The following is a 19,992-nucleotide window of genomic DNA, read 5'->3' on the forward strand; positions in this document are numbered from 1 at the left end:
AAACGCGCTTTATCTGGCCGACAAACGTATCTCGATCTGGGGAATGAGAATGACAACAGACAACCCGCTAATTTCAATTTATATGCCGACCTGGAACCGTCAGCAACTGGCTATCCGGGCAATTAAATCGGTGCTGCGCCAGGACTATCCACACTGGGAGATGATCATTGTGGATGATTGCTCTTCGTCCTGGGAGCAGTTGCAGCAGTTTGTCGATGAGCTGAACGATCCACGTGTTACCTATATTCATAATGCCATTAACTCCGGGGCATGCGCGGTACGCAATCAGGCCATTATGCAGGCCAGCGGACAATACATTACGGGGATTGATGACGACGACGAGTGGACGCCAAACCGTTTGAGCGTCTTCCTTAAATATCGTCATCAACTGGTGACTCGTGCGTTTCTCTATGCCGATGATTATATCTGTGAAGGCGAGGTCTATTCGCAGCCAGCCAGTCTGCCGCTCTACCCAAAGTCCGTGTACTCGCGACGTAAATTCTATAAGCGCAACATTATTGGTAATCAGGTCTTTACCTGGGCCTGGCGCTTTAAAGCGTGCCTGTTCGATACAACGTTGAAAGCCGCACAGGATTACGACATTTTCCTGCGTATGGTGGTGGCGTATGGCGAGCCCTGGAAGGTAAAAGAGGCAACGCAAATTCTGCATGTTAATCACGGCGAGATGCGTATTACATCATCACCACGAAAATTCTCCGGTTACTTCCAGTTCTACCGCAAGCACAAAGGCAAATTTGACCGGGCCAGCAAAAAATATCAGCTGTTTACTCTCTATCAGATCCGTAACAAACGAATGAACTGGCGCACGTTGTTGACGTTACTTTCAGTGCGTAACAGCAAGCGTCTGGCCGCCGGGCTGAGAGGACGTTAAATATGCTGGAAGATTTACGTGCGAACGGCTGGAGCCTGCGTCCCTGCTGCATGGTAGGGGCGTATCGGATTGCTCATTTTTGCTCCGTGTGGCGTAAAAAAAACGTGCTGAACAACTTGTGGGCAGCACCGATATTGGTGATGTATCGCCTTATCACTGAATGTGTATTTGGCTATGAAATTCAGGCAGCAGCAACTATCGGTCGTCGTTTTACCATCCATCATGGCTATGGGGTAGTTATCAACAAACATGTAGTGGCAGGTGACGATTTTACCCTTCGCCATGGCGTTACCATCGGAAATGTTGGTGCAAAAGATATGGCCTGCCCGGTGATTGGTAACGGTGTTGAGCTGGGGGCTAATGTCATTCTGCTTGGCGCTATCACCATTGGTCATAACGTGACGATTGGCGCAGGCAGCGTTGTACTTGATGACGTTCCTGACGACGCGCTGGTGGTGGGTGAAAAAGCACGGGTTAAGGCAACGAAATGAATATATTACAGTTTAATGTCCGACTCGCAGAAGGAGGGGCAGCAGGGGTAGCTTTGGATCTGCACCTGCGCGCGCTGGATAAAGGGTTGTCGTCGCGTTTTGTGTATGGTTATGGCAAAGGCGGCAAGAGAAGTATCAGCCACGACAACTATCCACACGTGATTAAGCACACGCCACGTCTGACGTCGGCGGCGAATATTGCGCTGTTTCGTCTGGCTAACCGCGACCTGTTTGGCAATCTCGATAATTTTTACCGCACAGTTACCCGTACATCTGGTCCATTGGTGCTGCATTTTCATGTGCTGCACAGCTACTGGCTGAATCTGGAAGAGGTAGTGGCGTTTTGCCAAAAGGTGAAGTTGCATAAATCCGATATCACCTTCGTCTGGACACTACATGATCACTGGAGTGTCACCGGTCGCTGTGCCTTTACCGACGGCTGTGAGGGCTGGAAAACTGACTGTCAGAAATGCCCAACGCTGACCAACTATCCCCCAGTAAAAGTCGATAAGGCGCACCAACAACTGCCCGGCAAACGACAGATGTTTCGCGCCATGCTGGCGTTAGGCTGCCAGTTCATCTCTCCCAGTCAGCATGTAGCCGATGCGTTTAACCACCTGTACGGCGCAGGACGTTGCCGCATTATTAATAACGGGATTGATATTGCAACGGAAGCCATTCTCTCTGACCTGCCACAGGCAATGGAACATCAAGGCAGACCGAAAATTGCAGTAGTGGCTCACGACTTGCGCTATGACGGTAAAACGAACCAGCAACTGGTGCGCCAGATGGTCGCGCTGGGCGACAAGATAGAGCTACATACCTTCGGTAAGTTTTCGCCGTTTACCGGGGTGAACGTAACCAATCACGGATTTGAAACCGATAAGGGCAAGTTAATGAGTGCTCTTAATCAAATGGATGGGCTGGTATTCAGTTCCCGGGTTGATAACTATCCGTTGATTTTATGCGAAGCGCTATCTATCGGTGTGCCGGTGATCGCCACGCATAGCGAGGCAGCGCAGGAAGTGCTGGCTAAATCGGGAGGAAAAACGTTCAGCGACGCTGATGTCCTGCGACTGGTACAACTGAATAAGTCAGAAATAGCTCAGGCTGTATTCGCTACTTCGCTTGCGACGTTTAGCCAGCGTAGTCGGGCTGCATACAGCGGGCAACAGATGCTGGAGGAATATGTCTCGTTCTATCAGAATCTGTAGCTACCTGATGTTACCGCTGCTGTATCTGCTGGTTAATGTCAAACTTGCACTACTGGGAGAAAGTTTTCCCGTCACGATCGTCACTTTTTTACCGGTTCTGTTGTTGCTGTTTATTGAACGCATCAATATCAAAAAGTTGCTGATTGCGCTCGGTGTCGGTGGAGGACTGACAGCATTTAACTATCTGTTCGGTCAGTCGCTGGATGCCAGCAAATATGTCACCTCCGCGATGCTTTTTGTGTATACCGTGATCATCATTGGTATGGTGTGGAGTATTCGGTTCAAAACGATTTCGCCGCATAACTATCGGAAAATTTTACGTTCCTTTTGGCTGGTAGTAGGGCTGGTGGTGGGGCTTGCTGCGATTGAAATGACACAGATTATTCTGAGCGGTAGCAGTAGCGTAATGGAAGTTATTTCGAAATATCTTATTTACAGCAATAGTTATGTTCTGAACTTTATTAAGTTTGGTGGCAAACGTACTACCGCACTCTATTTCGAACCGGCATTTTTCGCTCTGGCCTTAATCTCAATTTGGCTCAGTATCAAACAGTTTGGTATCAAAACGCCTAAGTCCGATGCTATGATTCTGTTAGGGGTAATATTATCAGGATCGTTTTCGGGGGTGATGACATTTATCTTGTTTTATTTACTGGAGTGGGTGTTCCAGTATTTGAATAAAGATGCGATAAAAAAGAAGTTACCGTTGGCGATTATCTCACTAAGCGTGTTTCTGATTGGAGTGGTATTTGCATTTCCATACATCTCGACGCGTCTGGGAGATTTAGGTACAGAAGGTTCGTCATCGTATTATCGTATCGTCGGCCCATTGGTAATGGTTGGTTATTCTCTGCTGAATATTGATGGCGTAGTCAGATTCGGCTCACTTTATGAGTATGTTGCGTCATTCGGAATTTTTAACGGTGCGGATGTAGGTAAAACGATAGACAATGGTTTGTATTTGTTGATTATCTATTTTTCATGGTTTGCCGTGATATTAGCCCTCTGGTATATGGGGACAGTCATGAAAATGATGCTGAATGCGTTTGGCGATAATCAGAATTATCGGGTGCAGCTTTATCTTTTTACGCCATTGTCGTTGTTTTTCACCGGTTCAGTATTTAGTCCGGAATACGCTTTTTTAATTGTGTGTCCGTTTATTTTGCGCAAGGCGCTGAATATCGCGAGGTAATTTACATGCTGCTCAGTATTATCACCGTCGCCTTTCGCAATCTGGAAGGGGTTATCAAAACTCACGCGTCACTGTCTCACCTGGCGCAGGCGGGAGATATCAGCTTTGAGTGGATTGTCGTTGATGGTGGCTCCACTGACGGTACGTCAGCGTATCTTGAGGATCTTAACGGAGAGCACAGGTTACGCTTTGTCAGCGAGCCGGATAACGGTATTTATGATGCGATGAATAAAGGTATTGCGCTGGCGCGCGGGCGGTTCGCTTTGTTCCTTAACTCCGGGGATGTTCTACATGCAGATGCCGCAAAGTTTGTTCGTCAGCTGAAAGCGCAAAGTGATAACGCGATGGTTATCGGTGATGCGTTACTGGATTTCGGTGATGGTAATAAAATTAAACGCCGGGCTAAACCAGGCTGGTATATCTATCACAGCTTACCGGCCAGCCATCAGGCGATTTTTTTTCCGGTTAGCGGATTGAATGTCTGGCGTTATGACTTGCAATATAAAATATCCTCAGATTATGCATTGGCTGCCAAATTATATAAGTGCGGATTTTCTTTTAAAAAAATCACCGGGCTGGTGTCAGAGTTCTCTATGGGCGGTGTGTCTACTACGAATAATCTGGAATTATGCCGGGATGCAAAAAAAGTGCAGCGACAGATATTACGGATGCCAGGTTTTTGGGCTGAGCTTTCCTGGTATTTACGCCTGCGAACAACCGGTAAGACAAAAACCTTATATGGTAAAACGTAGGGGCACACTATGCAGAATTTAAATGGCTTCTCAGTACCGAAAGGTTTTCGCGGTGGCGGTGCCATTAAAGTGCAATTATGGTGGGCAGTACAGGCGACATTATTTCGGCTGTCACCACAGGTGATGTATCGCTGGCGCGCATTTTTATTACGAATGTTTGGCGCGAAAATAGGAAAAAACGTAGTAATCAGACCTTCAGTAAAAATTACTTATCCGTGGAAATTAACCCTGGGAGATTATGCCTGGGTAGGTGATGACACGGTTTTATATACGCTGGGTAATATTACGATTGGTGCGCACGCGGTTATTTCACAGAAAAGTTATTTATGCACCGGGAGTCATGATTTCACCAGTCAATATTTTGATATTACCGCCACGCCGATTGTTGTTGGTGAGAAATGCTGGCTGGCGACGGATGTTTTTGTTGCTCCTGGTGTGACGATTGGCGATGGCACCGTAGTGGGTGCACGAAGCAGCGTTTTTAAATCGCTGCCGGCAAATACCGTTTGTCGGGGTAATCCCGCAGTTGTTACGCGCAAACGCGTCGAAAAAGTTACTCCCTGAGGGGATCATTTAAGAGGTGAAAACATGTCAAAAGTCGCTCTCATTACTGGCGTAACCGGGCAGGATGGTTCTTATCTGGCAGAGCTTTTGCTGGAAAAAGGTTATGAAGTGCATGGTATTAAACGCCGCGCATCATCGTTTAACACCGAACGCGTGGACCATATTTACCAGGATCCGCATTCGGGTAATCCAAAATTCCATCTGCACTATGGCGATCTGACGGATACCTCCAACCTGACCCGGATTTTACAGGAAGTTCAACCGGATGAAGTTTATAACCTGGGGGCGATGAGCCACGTAGCGGTGTCATTTGAATCACCGGAATATACCGCTGACGTCGATGCGATTGGCACGCTGCGCCTGCTGGAGGCGATCCGCTTCCTCGGTCTCGAAAAGAAAACCCGTTTTTATCAGGCATCCACCTCTGAATTGTATGGCCTGGTACAGGAAATTCCGCAGAAAGAGACCACGCCGTTTTATCCGCGATCGCCGTATGCAGTTGCCAAACTGTATGCCTACTGGATCACCGTCAACTACCGTGAATCCTACGGCATGTTCGCCTGTAACGGCATTCTGTTTAACCACGAATCCCCGCGCCGGGGGGAAACCTTTGTCACGCGGAAAATTACCCGCGCGATTGCCAATATCGCCCAGGGGCTGGAGTCGTGTCTGTATCTCGGCAATATGGATTCCCTGCGCGACTGGGGACATGCCAAAGATTACGTCAGGATGCAGTGGATGATGCTGCAACAGGAAACACCAGAAGATTTTGTTATTGCCACTGGTGTGCAGTATTCCGTACGTCAGTTTGTGGAAATGGCGGCGGCACAGTTGGGCATTAAATTGCGCTTTGAAGGTCAGGGCGTGAACGAAAAAGGGATTGTCGTTTCCGTGACCGGCCATGATGCCCCAGGTGTTAAACCAGGCGATGTGATGATTGCTGTCGATCCGCGTTATTTCCGTCCGGCTGAGGTAGAAACTCTACTGGGCGATCCGGCCAGGGCTCACGAAAAACTGGGCTGGAAACCGGAAATTACGCTGCGCCAGATGGTCTCTGAAATGGTTGCCAACGATCTGGAGGCGGCGAAGCGACATTCTCTGCTGAAATCCCATGGGTATGAGGTCGCCATCGCGCTGGAGTACTGAGGATGATGAAACAACGTATTTTTGTGGCGGGCCATCGCGGGATGGTGGGGTCTGCCATCGTGAGGCAACTGGCGCAGCGCGATAACGTTGAGTTGGTGTTGCGTACCCGTGATGAGCTTAATCTGCTGGACGGGAATGCGGTGCGTCACTTCTTCGCGACCGAACGTATTGACCAGGTGTATCTGGCAGCGGCAAAAGTGGGTGGTATTGTGGCAAATAATACTTATCCTGCTGATTTTATTTATGAAAATATGATGATTGAGAGCAATGTTATTCATGCGGCTCATCAGCATAACGTGAATAAGCTGCTCTTCCTCGGCTCATCATGCATTTACCCGAAGATGGCCAGACAGCCGATGCACGAAAGTGAACTATTGCAGGGGGCGCTTGAACCCACTAATGAACCGTATGCGATTGCAAAAATTGCCGGGATCAAGTTGTGCGAGTCATACAACCGTCAATATGACCGCGACTATCGTTCGGTAATGCCCACCAATCTATACGGGCCGCACGACAATTTTCATCCGAGCAATTCGCATGTGATCCCGGCGTTGCTGCGCCGCTTTCATGATGCCTGTAATCAAAATGCGGCGGACGTTGTGGTGTGGGGGAGCGGGACGCCGATGCGCGAGTTCCTGCATGTGGATGATATGGCCGCGGCCAGTATTCATGTGATGGAGCTGGCTCGCGAAGTCTGGCGAGAGCACACCCAGCCGATGTTGTCGCATATCAACGTAGGTACAGGTGTTGACTGCACTATTCGCGAACTGGCGCAGACTATCGCGAAGGTAGTGGGCTACAAAGGGCGCGTGGTGTTTGATGCCTCGAAACCGGATGGTACACCACGGAAGTTGCTCGATGTCACGCGACTACACCAGCTTGGCTGGTATCACGAAGTGTCGCTGGAGGCCGGACTTGCCAGCACCTGGCAGTGGTTCCTTGAGAATCAGCAGCGGTATCGGGGGTAATTATGTTTTTACGCCATGAAGATTTTGCCACCGTCGTGCGCTCTGCCCCGTTGGTGGCTATTGATTTGATTGTGGAAAACGCGCGTGGCGAGTACCTGTTTGGTCAGCGCATCAATCGCCCGGCTCAGGGATACTGGTTTGTACCGGGGGGGCGGGTGCAAAAAGATGAGCCGCTTCATATGGCCTTCGAACGCCTGACCGAAGCCGAACTGGGGCTACGTTTATCGATGTCCGCAGGCAAGTTTTATGGGGTCTGGCAGCACTTTTATGACGATAACTTTTCCGGTGAGGATTTCTCGACCCACTACATCGTGCTCGGTTTTCGTCTGCGGGTGCAGCAAAACGAACTGCAATTGCCTGATGCCCAGCATGAGGCGTATCGCTGGCTAACACCTGAGGCACTGTTGGAGTGTGAGAACGTGCACGATAATAGCCTGGCGTACTTTATGCCGGAGCGTCAGCCCGGAGTGGCGGGAATATGAAGATCCTGGTGTATGGCATTAACTATTCTCCCGAGCTAACTGGCATCGGCAAGTACACCGGTGAGATGGTGGAGTGGATGGCGCGCAAAGGGCATGACGTTCGGGTGATCACCGCGCCTCCTTATTATCCACAGTGGAAAGTAAACGGTCGCTATTCCTGCTGGCGCTACCGTCGTGAGGAGGGTGATGCCATTGTCTGGCGTTGTCCGCTGTACGTGCCTGAACAGCCATCAACTCTTAAGCGACTGCTGCATTTAGGCAGTTTCGCTCTGAGTAGTTTTTTCCCGCTAATGGCCCAGCGTCGCTGGAAACCGGATCGCATTATTGGTGTAGTGCCAACGCTGTTTTGTACGCCTGGCATGCGGTTGCTGGCCTGGCTTTCCGGGGCGCGGACGCTGCTGCACATCCAGGACTATGAAGTTGACGCTATGTTAGGGCTCGGGATGGTCGGGAAAAGCAAAAGCAGCGCAGTGGCGAAACTGGCCAGCGCTTTTGAGCGCAGTGGCCTGCACAGTGTGGACCATGTTTCGACAATCTCTCGTTCCATGATGAACAAAGCTGAGGGAAAAGGCGTCGCGCCGCAGAAGGTTATTTTCTTTCCTAACTGGTCGGAAGTGGCGCGTTTTCGTGAGGTGTCCACAGCCGATGCTCAGGCACTACGTCAGTACCTCGGTTTGCCTGAAGATCAAAAAATCATTCTCTACTCAGGCAATGTTGGAGAAAAACAGGGACTGGAAAGCGTGATTGATGCGGCAGTTCAACTTAGGAATCAACCATGGTTGTTTGTGATCGTCGGGCAGGGTGGTGGAAAAGCGCGGCTGGAGAAGATGGTCAGTGAACTCGGTCTGCACAACGTGAAATTTTTCCCCTTGCAGTCTTATGACGCGCTACCTGCGTTACTGAAGATGGGCGATTGCCATTTAGTCGTGCAAAAACGTGGTGCGGCGGATGCCGTTTTGCCTTCAAAACTGACCAATATACTCGCTGTTGGCGGCAATGCAGTGATCACCGCCGAGCCTGAAACCGAACTCGGTCAGCTCTGTGAAAGCTATCCGGGGATTGCGGTTTGCGTGGAGCCGGAGTCGGTGAGTGCATTGGTCAGTGGTATTGAACAGGCGTTGATGATGCCAAAAGTAAACACGGTGGCGCGAAACTATGCCGAATGCACGCTGGATAAAGAAAATGTGCTCACCCAATTTATTGCAGATATACGGGGATAAATCATGAGTCAATCCAAACTCTTTCCGGTCGTTATGGCCGGTGGCTCTGGTAGTCGGTTGTGGCCGTTGTCCCGTGTACTGTATCCAAAACAGTTCTTGTGCCTGAAAGGCGATCTCACCATGTTGCAGACCACAATTTGTCGTCTGAACGGCGTAGAGTGCGAAAGCCCGGTCGTTATCTGCAATGAACAACACCGTTTCATCGTGGCGGAACAGTTACGACAACTTAATAAGCTGACCGAGAACATTATCCTTGAACCCGCAGGGCGCAATACAGCCCCAGCGATTGCGCTGGCTGCGCTTGCGGCAAAACGTCACACCCCGCAGGGGGATCCGCTACTGTTGGTGCTGGCAGCTGATCATGTGATTACCAACGAAGAGGCTTTTCGCGAAGCGGTTCGCAATGCCATGCCTTATGCCGATGCGGGTAAACTGGTGACGTTTGGCATCGTGCCGGATCAGGCTGAAACTGGCTACGGTTATATTCGGCGTGGCGATGTTTCCCCCACCAATACAGATGCTGTCGCTTTTGACGTTGCGCAGTTTGTTGAGAAACCCAATATTGAAACCGCGCGGGGTTATGTGGCAAGCGGCGATTACTACTGGAACAGCGGTATGTTTTTGTTCCGTGCCGGTCGCTACCTCGAAGAACTGAGAAAGTACCGTCCCGATATTTTCGACGCCTGTGAGAATGCCATGAGCATGGCCGATCCCGATCTTGATTTCGTTCGCGTTGATGAAGAGGCCTTTCTCGCCTGCCCGGAAGAGTCGGTGGACTATGCGGTGATGGAGCATACGGCTGACGCAGTAGTGATGCCGATGAACGCGGGCTGGAGTGATGTGGGTTCGTGGTCATCGCTGTGGGAAATCAGCGCTCATACCGCCGAAGGTAATGTGCATCACGGCGACGTGATTAGCCACAAAACTGAAAACAGCTATGTCTACGCGGAGTCTGGCCTGGTGACGACTGTTGGCGTGAAGGATCTGGTGGTGGTACAGACCAAAGATGCGGTGTTGATTGCCGATCGCAACGCGGTACAGGATGTGAAAAAGGTGGTTGAACAGATTAAAGCTGACGGACGCCATGAACACCATATTCACCGTGAAGTGTACCGTCCGTGGGGCAAGTATGACTCTATTGATGCCGGAGAACGCTACCAGGTGAAGCGTATTACCGTTAAACCGGGTGAGGGGTTGTCTGTGCAGATGCATCATCACCGCGCCGAACATTGGGTGGTGGTGGCCGGTACGGCTAAGGTGACAGTCAATGACGACATCAAACTGCTTGGCGAAAATGAGTCGGTCTATATTCCTCTGGGGGCGACTCATTGCCTGGAGAACCCCGGAAAAATTCCGCTAGACCTGATTGAAGTGCGCTCGGGATCCTATCTCGAAGAGGACGATGTGGTGCGCTTTGAGGACCGCTACGGACGGGTTTAACGCTACAAATCTGTAGGCCCGGTAAGCACAGCGTTATCGGGCAAATAATGACAACAACCTGTTTTGGCCATATTCCGGTCAGGGTTAACTGTTGCCTGAAAAGGGGGAAATCATGACGAAATTAACCTGTTTCAAAGCCTACGATATTCGCGGCAAGCTAGGCGACGAGCTGAATGAAGACATTGCATGGCGTATTGGCCGCGCCTGTGGTGAATTCCTGCAACCGAAAACGGTGGTACTGGGCGGCGATGTGCGTCTGAGTAGCGAAGCGCTTAAGCTGGCGCTGGCGAAAGGGCTGCAGGACGCGGGGGTGGACGTACTGGATCTTGGTATGTCAGGCACTGAAGAGATTTACTTCGCGACGTTTCACCTTGGTGTTGACGGTGGTATCGAAGTCACCGCCAGCCATAACCCGATGGATTACAATGGGATGAAGCTGGTACGTGAAGGCGCGAGACCCATCAGTGGCGATACCGGCCTGCGAGACGTGCAGCGCCTGGCACAGTCTAACGATTTTCCGCCCGTCAACCCGACAACACGCGGTAGTTACAAGACTATTAATCTGCGTGACGCTTACATTGACCATCTGCTGAGTTATATCAACGTCAACAATCTGCAACCGATAAAGCTGGTGCTTAATTCTGGTAACGGTGCGGCAGGTCCGGTGGTGGATGCCATTGAAGCCCGGTTTAAGACGCTGGGCGTGCCGGTTGAATTCATCAAAATTCACAATACCCCTGATGGCTCCTTCCCTAATGGTATTCCCAACCCACTGTTACCGGAATGTCGTGAAGATACCCGGAATGCGGTGATTGAACACGGTGCGGATATGGGGATTGCTTTTGACGGGGATTTTGACCGTTGCTTCCTGTTCGATGAGAAGGGCCAGTTTATCGAGGGTTACTACATCGTTGGCCTGCTGGCACAGGCATTTCTGGAGAAACATCCGGGGGCCAAAATTATCCACGACCCGCGTTTGTCCTGGAACACGGTGGATGTGGTGAACACCGCGGGAGGCACGCCGGTGATGTCGAAAACCGGCCACGCTTTTATCAAAGAGCGTATGCGTCATGAAGATGCGGTTTACGGCGGTGAGATGAGCGCCCATCACTATTTCCGCGATTTTGCTTACTGCGATAGTGGGATGATCCCGTGGTTGCTGGTAGCGGAATTGCTGTGTCTGAAAAGACAGTCGCTGGGCGAACTGGTACGTGACCGGATGGCGGCGTACCCGGCGAGTGGCGAAATTAACAGCACGCTGGCGGAGCCGGCAGTGGCTATCAATCGTGTGGAACAACATTTTTCAGGTGAGGCGCTGACGGTGGACAGAACCGATGGTATCAGCATGTCATTTGCCGACTGGCGCTTCAATTTACGTTCCTCCAATACCGAACCCGTGGTGCGCCTTAATGTGGAATCGCGCGGAGATATTCCGTTGATGGAAGCGCGAACACGCACTCTTCTGGCGTTGCTGAATCAGTAATGCCGGTTCTTCCGGACGGGTTGACTAACAGGAACCACGATGACACATCTAAAAAAGCGCGAACGAACCAAAACCAATGCGTCGTTAATCTCGATGGTGCAACGCTTTTCGGATATCACCATCATGTTTGGCGGACTGTGGATGGTCTGCGAATTGGCCGGTTTGCCTTTCCTGTACATGCACCTGCTGGTGGCGTTAATCACGCTGGTGGTTTTTCAGATGCTGGGCGGAATAACGGATTTTTACCGCTCCTGGCGCGGCGTCAAAATATCCACTGAGCTGGTGTTACTGCTGCAAAACTGGACGCTGAGTCTGATTTTTAGTGCGGGATTGATTGCCTTTAATAACGATTTTGATAACCGACTGGCCCTGTGGCTGGCGTGGTATTTGCTTTCAAGCGTCGGCCTGGTGCTGTGTCGTGCTTTTATTCGCTTCGGTGCGGGATGGTTGCGAAACCGCGGTTATAACACTCGACGGGTAGCAGTTGCAGGCGATCTCCCCGCAGGGCAGATGCTGCTGGATAGTTTTCGCCATGAACCGTGGCTCGGTTTTGAGGTGGCTGGCGTCTATCATGACCCAGAGCCTGGAAGAAACTCTCGTGACTGGGCCGGAAATCTGCAACAACTGGTGGATGACGCCAAAGCTTCACGCATTCATAACGTCTATATCGCAATGTCGATGAACGAAGGGGCACGCGTAAAAAAACTGGTGCGCGACCTGGCTGATACCACCTGTTCGGTGATCCTTATTCCCGATGTCTTTACTTTCAATATCCTGCACTCGCGGATTGAAGAGATGAACGGTGTGCCGGTTGTCCCCTTGTATGACACGCCGCTGTCAGGCATTAACCGTCTGCTGAAACGCGCGGAAGATATCGTGCTGGCGTCGTTAATTCTGTTGCTTATTTCTCCGGTGTTATGCGCCATTGCGCTGATGGTGAAGCTGACCTCAAAGGGACCAGTCATTTTTCGCCAGACGCGTTACGGCATAGACGGCAAACCGATCAAAGTCTGGAAATTTCGCTCCATGAAGGTAATGGAAAACGATGCGGTGGTGACTCAGGCGACCCAGAACGATCCGCGTGTGACCCGCATAGGCAACTTCCTGCGCCGCACTTCGCTTGATGAACTGCCGCAGTTTATTAATGTGCTGACGGGGGGGATGTCTATTGTCGGTCCACGTCCGCATGCGGTGGCGCATAACGAACAGTATCGTCAGTTGATTGAAGGTTACATGCTGCGCCATAAGGTGAAACCCGGCATTACCGGTTGGGCGCAAATCAATGGCTGGCGTGGTGAAACCGATACGCTGGAAAAAATGGAAAAACGCGTTGAGTTTGACCTTGAGTACATTCGTGAATGGAGCGTGTGGTTCGATATCAAGATTGTTTTTCTGACGGTGTTTAAAGGCTTTGTGAATAAAGCGGCGTATTAATATGAGTTTACGAGAAAAAACCCTCAACGGCGCAAAGTGGTCAGCAATTGCCACGGTGATCATCATTGGCCTTGGCCTGATCCAGATGACTGTACTGGCGCGCATTATTGATAGCCATCAGTTCGGGCTGTTAACCGTGTCGCTGGTGATTATCGCGCTGGCAGATACGCTGTCAGATTTTGGTATCGCCAATTCTATTATTCAGCGCAAAGAGATCGGTTATGTTGAACTCACCACCCTGTACTGGATAAACGTTGGGCTGGGTATTGTTGTTTGCGTAGCGATGTTTCTGCTCAGTGATACGATTGCCAGTGTACTGAACACCCCCGATCTGGCGCCGCTGATAAAAGCGCTGTCGCTGGCGTTTGTGGTAATACCGCATGGCCAACAGTTCCGCGCCCTGATGCAAAAAGAGCTGGAATTCAACAAAATTGGCATCATCGAAACCAGTTCGGTGCTGACCGGTTTTACCTTTACCGTGGTCAGCGCCCACGTTTGGCCGTTAGCGATGACGGCTATTCTGGGCTATCTGGTGAACTGTGTGCTGCGAACGCTGCTGTTCGGCTATTTGGGTCGCAAAATTTATCGCCCCGGACTGCATTTTTCCCTCGCTAACGTGTCGGCAAACCTGCGTTTTGGCGCGTGGCTGACTGCAGACAGCATCATCAATTACGTTAATACCAATCTTTCCACCCTGGTGCTGGCCAGAACTCTGGGGGCTGGCGTTGCGGGAGGGTTCAACCTTGCCTGGAATGTGGCGGTTGTGCCGCCAATAAAACTGAATCCAATTATTACCCGAGTGCTGTTTCCGGCGTTTGCCAAAATTCAGGACGACACGGAAAAGCTACGGGTGAATTTTTACAAGCTGCTGTCGGTCGTGGGGATTATCAATTTCCCGGCGCTGCTGGGATTAATGGTGGTGTCGAACAACGCGGTGCCGCTGGTGTTTGGTGAGAAGTGGAACAGTATCGTTCCGGTACTGCAACTGCTGTGCATTGTGGGTCTGCTGCGTTCAGTCGGTAATCCGATAGGTTCTTTGCTGATGGCAAAAGCCCGTGTCGATATCAGCTTCAAATTCAATGTATTCAAAACCTTTTTGTTTATCCCTGCCATTCTGGTTGGCGGGAATATTGCTGGTGCGCTTGGCGTCACGCTGGGGTTTTTGCTGGTACAGATCATTAACACCATCCTTAGCTATTTCGTGATGATCAAACCGGTACTGGGACCGAGCTACCGGCAGTACATGCTCAGTCTGTGGTTACCGTTTTATCTTTCCTTGCCGACGCTGATCGTCAGCTACCTGTTGGGCATTGCGCTGCAAGGTCAGCTGGAGTTAAGCCTGCTGCTGGGTCTGCAGATAGCGTCGGGCGCGCTGGCGTTTGTCGTAACGATTGTCCTGTCGCGCCACCCGCTGGTGGTGGAGATCAAGCGCCAGTTTTGCCGCAGTGAAAAAATGAAATTCTTGCTCCGCGCAGGATAAAAAATGTTTTAAGAGGTCATTATGAAATTACTAATTCTGGGCAACCACACCTGCGGAAATCGTGGCGATAGCGCTATTCTGCGCGGTTTGTTGGATGCCATTAATACGCTACAGCCAGAGACTGAAGTAGATGTGATGAGCCGCTACCCGGTGAGTTCCTCCTGGTTACTGAACCGCCCGGTGATGGGCGATCCGTTGTATTCACAAATGAAGCAGCACAACAATGCTGCGGGTGTGGTGGGGCGGGTGAAGAAAATACTGCGCCGTCGCTATCAGCATCAGGTACTGCTTTCTCGCGTCACTGATTCTGGCAATCTGCGTAATATCGCGATTGCTCAGGGATTTACCGACTTTGTCCGTCTGCTTTCGCGCTATGACGCCATTATCCAGGTCGGCGGATCTTTTTTTGTCGATTTGTACGGTGTACCGCAGTTTGAGCATGCTTTGTGTTCATTTATGGCCAAAAAACCGCTGTACATGATTGGTCACAGTGTGGGGCCATTCCAGGATGAACAGTTTAATCAACTGGCGAATTACGTCTTTGGTCACTGTAATGCGCTTATTTTGCGTGAGTCCGTCAGTCTGGAGTTGATGAAGCGCAGTGCGATAACCACCGAGAAAGTGGAGCACGGCGTGGATACCGCCTGGCTGGTTGATAATCATCAGGATGACTTTGAACCCAGCTATGTCGTTCGGCACTGGCTACACACGGCGGCACAGCAAAAAACCGTCGCCATCACGCTGCGTGAACTGGCTCCGTTTGATAAGCGGCTAGGGACCACGCAGCAGGCCTATGAGCAAGCGTTTGCCGGGGTGGTGAACCGGATCCTCGACGAAGGCTATCAGGTGATGGCGCTATCAACCTGTACTGGCATCGACAGTTACAACAAAGATGACCGCATGGTGGCGCTGAATCTGCGTCAGTACATCAACGATCCAGACCGTTACCACGTGGTTATGGACGAACTGAACGACCTCGAGATGGGAAAAATTCTCGGCGCATGCAGTCTGACGGTAGGTACTCGTCTGCACTCCGCTATTATCTCGATGAACTTTATGACGCCAGCCATCGCTATTAATTACGAGCATAAATCGGCAGGGATAATGCAACAACTGGGGCTACCGGAGATGGCTGTTGATATTAGTCATCTGCTGGATGGCAGCCTGGAAGGTAAGGTTACCGATACCCTCGGCCAACTACCGGAACTGAACGTACGCGTGGAAGACGCTGTAAAGCGTGAACGTGAACAGGGGTTGCGGATGGTGCAGTCGGTATTAGCTCGTATCGGGGAGGAAAAATGAAGGTTGGATTTTTCCTGCTCAAATTCCCGCTTTCATCAGAAACTTTTGTGCTTAATCAGATCACTGCGTTTATTGATATGGGTTATGAAGTGGAAATTGTCGCCTTGCATAAGGGCGACCTTGAAAATACGCATGCCTCATACGATGCCTATCAGCTGGCAGAAAAAACGCGCTGGCTGCTTGATGAACCGAACGACAAACTGAGGAAGTTGCAATACCGGATTACTGCTGCGTTACAAGGGATTACCCGCATGGTCTCCTGGAAGGCACTCAATATTTCGCGCTACGGTGATGAGGCGCGCAACCTGATTTTGGCCGCCATATGCGGGTTAACGCCAAAGGCATTGCATGCCGATGTGTTTATTGCTCACTTTGGACCGGCAGGTGTGACGGCGGCGAAACTACGTGAGCTTGGTGTAATTAGCGGCAAAATAGCGACGGTGTTTCACGGCATTGATATTTCACATCGGGAGGTGCTTGCCCGTTATACCCCGGAATATCAAAAGCTGTTTCAGCGCGGAGATTTAATGTTGCCGATCAGTAATCTTTGGGCCGGGCGTTTACAAAAGATGGGATGCCCGCCAGAAAAAATCGCTGTATCACGCATGGGGATAGATATGACACGGTTTACTCCTCGTGAAGTGAAAGCACCTGCTGCTCCGCTGGAAATTCTCTCTGTCGCACGATTAACCGAGAAAAAAGGGCTGCACGTCGCCATCGAAGCCTGTCGTCAGTTGAAAGAGCAGGGCATGGCATTTCGTTATCGGATCCTGGGCATTGGCCCCTGGGAGCGTCGTCTGCGTACGCTGATTGAGCAATATCAACTGGATGATGTGATTGAAATGTCGGGTTTTATGCCCAGTCATCAGGTGAAAGAGATGCTCGAGCGAGCGGACGTATTTCTGCTGCCCTCAATCACAGGGACGGATGGTGATATGGAGGGGATCCCGGTGGCACTGATGGAAGCGATGGCTGTGGGGATCCCGGTCGTTTCTACCGTTCACAGTGGTATCCCTGAGCTGGTTGAGTCCGGTAAGACAGGCTGGCTGGTTCCCGAAAACGATGCGCAGGCGCTGGCAGAACGACTGGCAGCATTGACTCATATCGACAGCGGAGAGCTAAAGCCAATTGTGCTGCGTGCACGTGAGAAAATTGAATCTGAATTCAATCAGTCAGTCATCAATACGCAGTTATCCAGCCTGTTGCAAACGCTGTGATTCGAGGTTGTATGCCAGAGAAAAAACTTTCCCGACGTACCTTTCTGGCGGCAGGCTCCGCGCTTGTCGTACTCTATTCACCGGTTGGACGCTCGCTTGAAACCGGGCGCAGCGTTAACATTCAGGACTACGATCCAAAGGATTGGGTAGCTTCGTTCCGACAGGCATTTTCAGAGGCACAAACGGTCGTTGTACCTGTCGGGTTGGTATGTGGAAACATGAATACCGGGATTTTCATTCCGCAAGGTAAAACATTACTTCTGCAAGGTCACATAAGCAGTAATGGGCGTGGTCGATTTGTTCTGCAGGATGGTTGCAAGGTAGTAGGGGAGAAAGGCGGGAGCCTGCATAATATTACCCTCGATGTGCGTGGATCGGACTGCCTGATTAAAGGAATCATGATGAGCGGTTTTGGTCCGGTGACGCAGATATATATCGGCGGTAAAAAAAAGCGGGTGATGCGCAACCTTACCATCGATGATATTACCATCACCCATGCTAATTACGGGATCCTGCGCCAGGGATTTCATAACCAACTGGATGGTGTGCAAATCACTAATAGTCGCTTTAGTGATTTGCAGGGCGATGCCATTGAGTGGAATGTGGCAATAAACGATCGCGATATTCTTATCTCCGACCATGTTATAGAGCGCATCAACTGTACCAATGGCAATGTTAACTGGGGCATCGGTATAGGGCTGGCGGGAAGTACCTATGACAATACCTACCCGGACGACCAGGCAGTGAAAAACTTTGTGGTTGCGAATATCACCGGTAGCGACTGCCGCCAGTTAATCCATGTGGAGAACGGTAAGCACTTTATCATTCGTAATGTCAATGCGCGGAATATCACTCCGGATTTCAGTAAGAAAGCGGGTATTGATAATGCAACGATTGCTATTTATGGGTGTGATAATTTTGTGATAGATAATATAAAGATGAGGAATAGCGCGGGAATACTGATTGGTTACGGCGTAGTCAAAGGGCGATATTTATCGATACCTCAAAACTTTAAATTAAATAATATTCAACTGGATAACACTAGTTTTGATTATAAATTACGCGGCATCCAGATTTCCTCAGGTAATGCTACCTCTTTCGTATCCATCACCAATGTCGATATGAAGCGTGGAACGCTTGAGCTACATAACAAACCGCAGCATCTGTTTTTACGTAATATCAAGGTAATGCAGCAATCCACAGTGGGTCCCGCGCTAAAAATGCACTTCGATTTGCGTAAGGACATTCGCGGGAAGTTTATGGCCAAAGAGAATACATTGCTGTCACTGGCTAATGTCAATGCGGTAAATGAGACCGGGCAGAGTTCGGCCGATATCGACAGGGTGAATCATCAGGTGGTGAATGTGGATACAGTGAATTTTACGCTACCGGAGCGGTAATTTTACGAGCTTTTCTGCCTAAAATGATACCAGCTTGAGATTAATACTACTGCATTTGGCACATAAGCGGAGTAACATGTGAGGCATCTGATCAATGTAATTCATACTGGCTAAAATAAGCTAAAAAGCTATAATTCAGCAACTATTGTATAGGTGAATGACTTAATGGTTAATTTGAAAGCAGTTATTCCGGTAGCGGGCCTGGGGATGCATATGTTGCCTGCCACAAAGGCCATCCCAAAAGAGATGCTGCCGATCGTCGATAAGCCGATGATTCAGTACATTGTCGACGAGATTGTTGCTGCAGGGATCAAAGAAATCGTTCTGGTTACTCATGCATCCAAGAATGCAGTAGAGAACCACTTCGACACCTCTTATGAATTAGAGTCGCTTCTTGAGCAACGCGTAAAACGCCAACTGCTAGCCGAAGTACAATCTATCTGCCCTCCTGGCGTGACCATTATGAACGTTCGTCAGGCTCAACTGCTTGGCCTTGGTCATTCAATTCTATGTGCCCGCCCGATTGTAGGGGATAACCCGTTCGTGGTGGTGTTACCTGATGTTATTCTTGACAATGCAAGTGCAGATCCGTTGCGCTACAACCTGGCTGCTATGGTTGCCCGCTTTAATGAGACAGGGCGCAGTCAGGTACTGGCTAAACGTATGGAAGGCGACCTTTCAGAGTATTCTGTTATTCAGACCAAAGAACCTTTAGATAATGAAGGTAAAGTTAGCCGCATCGTTGAATTTATTGAAAAACCCGATCAGCCACAAACGCTGGATTCCGATCTGATGGCCGTAGGGCGTTATGTACTTTCTGCAGATATCTGGGCTGAATTAGAGCATACGCAACCTGGCGCATGGGGACGTATTCAGTTAACCGATGCAATTGCTGAACTGGCGAAAAAACAATCTGTTGATGCAATGCTAATGACCGGCGATAGCTATGACTGCGGTAAAAAAATGGGTTACATGCAGGCCTTTGTGAAGTACGGGCTGCGCAACCTGAAGGAAGGACCGAAGTTTCGCAAGAGCATTGAGAAGTTGCTTAGCGAATAGATTTTGATTTCTTTGTGACAATACTCCACAAAAAATAGCGGCAGCTAACATTCCAGCGTCTATGCTTGATGCAATGGAATGTTACTGTCGTTTTTTTATTAAAAACAACCAATAACAACGAGTTAAACTACTAAGTTTAATCTTATCTTTGTCAGATTTTCCCTTGTTTATGACAGCATTTGGTAAGACAATTAGCGTTTGAGCTTAAGAGAGCTTTGCGATAGCTAGCGGGGCTGGTTACATCTTTGGACATTTA

At 50.0% G+C, this 19,992-nt stretch carries 18 protein-coding genes; all 18 read left to right on the forward strand.

Features of this window, described 5'->3' with window-relative positions; all coding sequences use genetic code 11:
- The first annotated feature begins 49 nt into the window (after positions 1-49).
- The 18 genes from wcaA (at position 50) to galF (ending at position 19,736) form a co-directional block, all read left to right on the forward strand.
- Complete coding sequence (wcaA, locus tag OGY01_RS04100) at positions 50-892, forward strand: colanic acid biosynthesis glycosyltransferase WcaA (RefSeq protein ID WP_045444713.1); 843 nt, start codon at positions 50-52, stop codon at positions 890-892.
- A 2-nt stretch (positions 893-894) separates the two neighbouring features.
- A complete protein-coding gene (gene wcaB / locus OGY01_RS04105; protein WP_045444710.1) occupies positions 895-1,383 on the forward strand; it encodes a colanic acid biosynthesis acetyltransferase WcaB in 489 nt (162 codons plus the stop codon).
- Positions 1,380-2,597, forward strand: a complete 1,218-nt coding sequence (gene wcaC, locus OGY01_RS04110) for a colanic acid biosynthesis glycosyltransferase WcaC (RefSeq protein WP_286492475.1) — start codon at positions 1,380-1,382, stop codon at positions 2,595-2,597. Before wcaB ends, wcaC begins: the two co-directional genes overlap by 4 nt.
- Complete coding sequence (gene wcaD, locus OGY01_RS04115) at positions 2,572-3,789, forward strand: colanic acid polymerase WcaD (RefSeq protein ID WP_286492477.1); 1,218 nt, start codon at positions 2,572-2,574, stop codon at positions 3,787-3,789. The genes wcaC and wcaD overlap by 26 nt, the downstream gene beginning before the upstream one ends.
- Before the next feature lie 5 nt (positions 3,790-3,794).
- On the forward strand, positions 3,795-4,541 hold the full coding sequence (wcaE, locus tag OGY01_RS04120) for a colanic acid biosynthesis glycosyltransferase WcaE (protein ID WP_045444703.1): 747 nt from the start codon (positions 3,795-3,797) through the stop codon (positions 4,539-4,541).
- Positions 4,542-4,550: 9 nt separating this feature from the next.
- Positions 4,551-5,105 carry a colanic acid biosynthesis acetyltransferase WcaF gene (wcaF, locus tag OGY01_RS04125; protein WP_045444700.1) on the forward strand — a complete coding sequence of 185 codons (555 nt, stop codon included), beginning with the start codon at positions 4,551-4,553 and terminating at the stop codon, positions 5,103-5,105.
- Between the two features lie 24 nt (positions 5,106-5,129).
- Positions 5,130-6,251, forward strand: coding sequence for a GDP-mannose 4,6-dehydratase (gene gmd, locus OGY01_RS04130; protein ID WP_045444698.1), 1,122 nt, complete (start codon positions 5,130-5,132; stop codon positions 6,249-6,251).
- 2 nt (positions 6,252-6,253) lie between these two features.
- A complete protein-coding gene (fcl, locus tag OGY01_RS04135; protein WP_048221100.1) occupies positions 6,254-7,219 on the forward strand; it encodes a GDP-L-fucose synthase in 966 nt (321 codons plus the stop codon).
- A gap of 2 nt (positions 7,220-7,221) precedes the next feature.
- Positions 7,222-7,701 (forward strand): GDP-mannose mannosyl hydrolase, encoded by a 480-nt coding sequence (locus OGY01_RS04140; RefSeq protein WP_284097173.1) that lies wholly within the window; start codon positions 7,222-7,224, stop codon positions 7,699-7,701.
- Positions 7,698-8,921 carry a colanic acid biosynthesis fucosyltransferase WcaI gene (wcaI, locus tag OGY01_RS04145; protein ID WP_200012714.1) on the forward strand — a complete coding sequence of 408 codons (1,224 nt, stop codon included), beginning with the start codon at positions 7,698-7,700 and terminating at the stop codon, positions 8,919-8,921. Before OGY01_RS04140 ends, wcaI begins: the two co-directional genes overlap by 4 nt.
- A 3-nt stretch (positions 8,922-8,924) precedes the next feature.
- A complete protein-coding gene (cpsB, locus tag OGY01_RS04150) occupies positions 8,925-10,361 on the forward strand; it encodes a mannose-1-phosphate guanyltransferase (RefSeq protein ID WP_286492479.1) in 1,437 nt (478 codons plus the stop codon).
- Between the two features lie 112 nt (positions 10,362-10,473).
- A complete protein-coding gene (gene cpsG, locus OGY01_RS04155) occupies positions 10,474-11,844 on the forward strand; it encodes a colanic acid biosynthesis phosphomannomutase CpsG (protein ID WP_045444688.1) in 1,371 nt (456 codons plus the stop codon).
- Between the two features lie 39 nt (positions 11,845-11,883).
- The gene (gene wcaJ, locus OGY01_RS04160; protein ID WP_045444686.1) at positions 11,884-13,278 is read left to right on the forward strand and encodes an undecaprenyl-phosphate glucose phosphotransferase; all 1,395 of its coding nucleotides are present in this window, start codon (positions 11,884-11,886) and stop codon (positions 13,276-13,278) included.
- Between the two features lies 1 nt (position 13,279).
- The gene (wzxC, locus tag OGY01_RS04165) at positions 13,280-14,758 is read left to right on the forward strand and encodes a colanic acid undecaprenyl disphosphate flippase WzxC (RefSeq protein WP_286492480.1); all 1,479 of its coding nucleotides are present in this window, start codon (positions 13,280-13,282) and stop codon (positions 14,756-14,758) included.
- A gap of 21 nt (positions 14,759-14,779) precedes the next feature.
- Entirely contained in the window at positions 14,780-16,060 is a 1,281-nt protein-coding gene (gene wcaK, locus OGY01_RS04170) for a colanic acid biosynthesis pyruvyl transferase WcaK (RefSeq protein ID WP_286492482.1), read from the forward strand.
- Entirely contained in the window at positions 16,057-17,277 is a 1,221-nt protein-coding gene (gene wcaL, locus OGY01_RS04175; protein WP_048221107.1) for a colanic acid biosynthesis glycosyltransferase WcaL, read from the forward strand. The genes wcaK and wcaL overlap by 4 nt, the downstream gene beginning before the upstream one ends.
- 11 nt (positions 17,278-17,288) lie before the next feature.
- Complete coding sequence (gene wcaM / locus OGY01_RS04180; RefSeq protein WP_286492483.1) at positions 17,289-18,677, forward strand: colanic acid biosynthesis protein WcaM; 1,389 nt, start codon at positions 17,289-17,291, stop codon at positions 18,675-18,677.
- A 165-nt stretch (positions 18,678-18,842) separates the two neighbouring features.
- Positions 18,843-19,736: a GalU regulator GalF gene (gene galF / locus OGY01_RS04185; protein WP_045444671.1), complete on the forward strand. Its 894-nt coding sequence runs from the start codon at positions 18,843-18,845 to the stop codon at positions 19,734-19,736.
- Positions 19,737-19,992 lie beyond the last annotated feature (256 nt).

Origin of the sequence: Citrobacter sp. Cm038 (genome assembly GCF_030333105.1) — a bacterium.
Taxonomy (GTDB): Bacteria; Pseudomonadota; Gammaproteobacteria; order Enterobacterales; family Enterobacteriaceae; genus Citrobacter; species Citrobacter murliniae.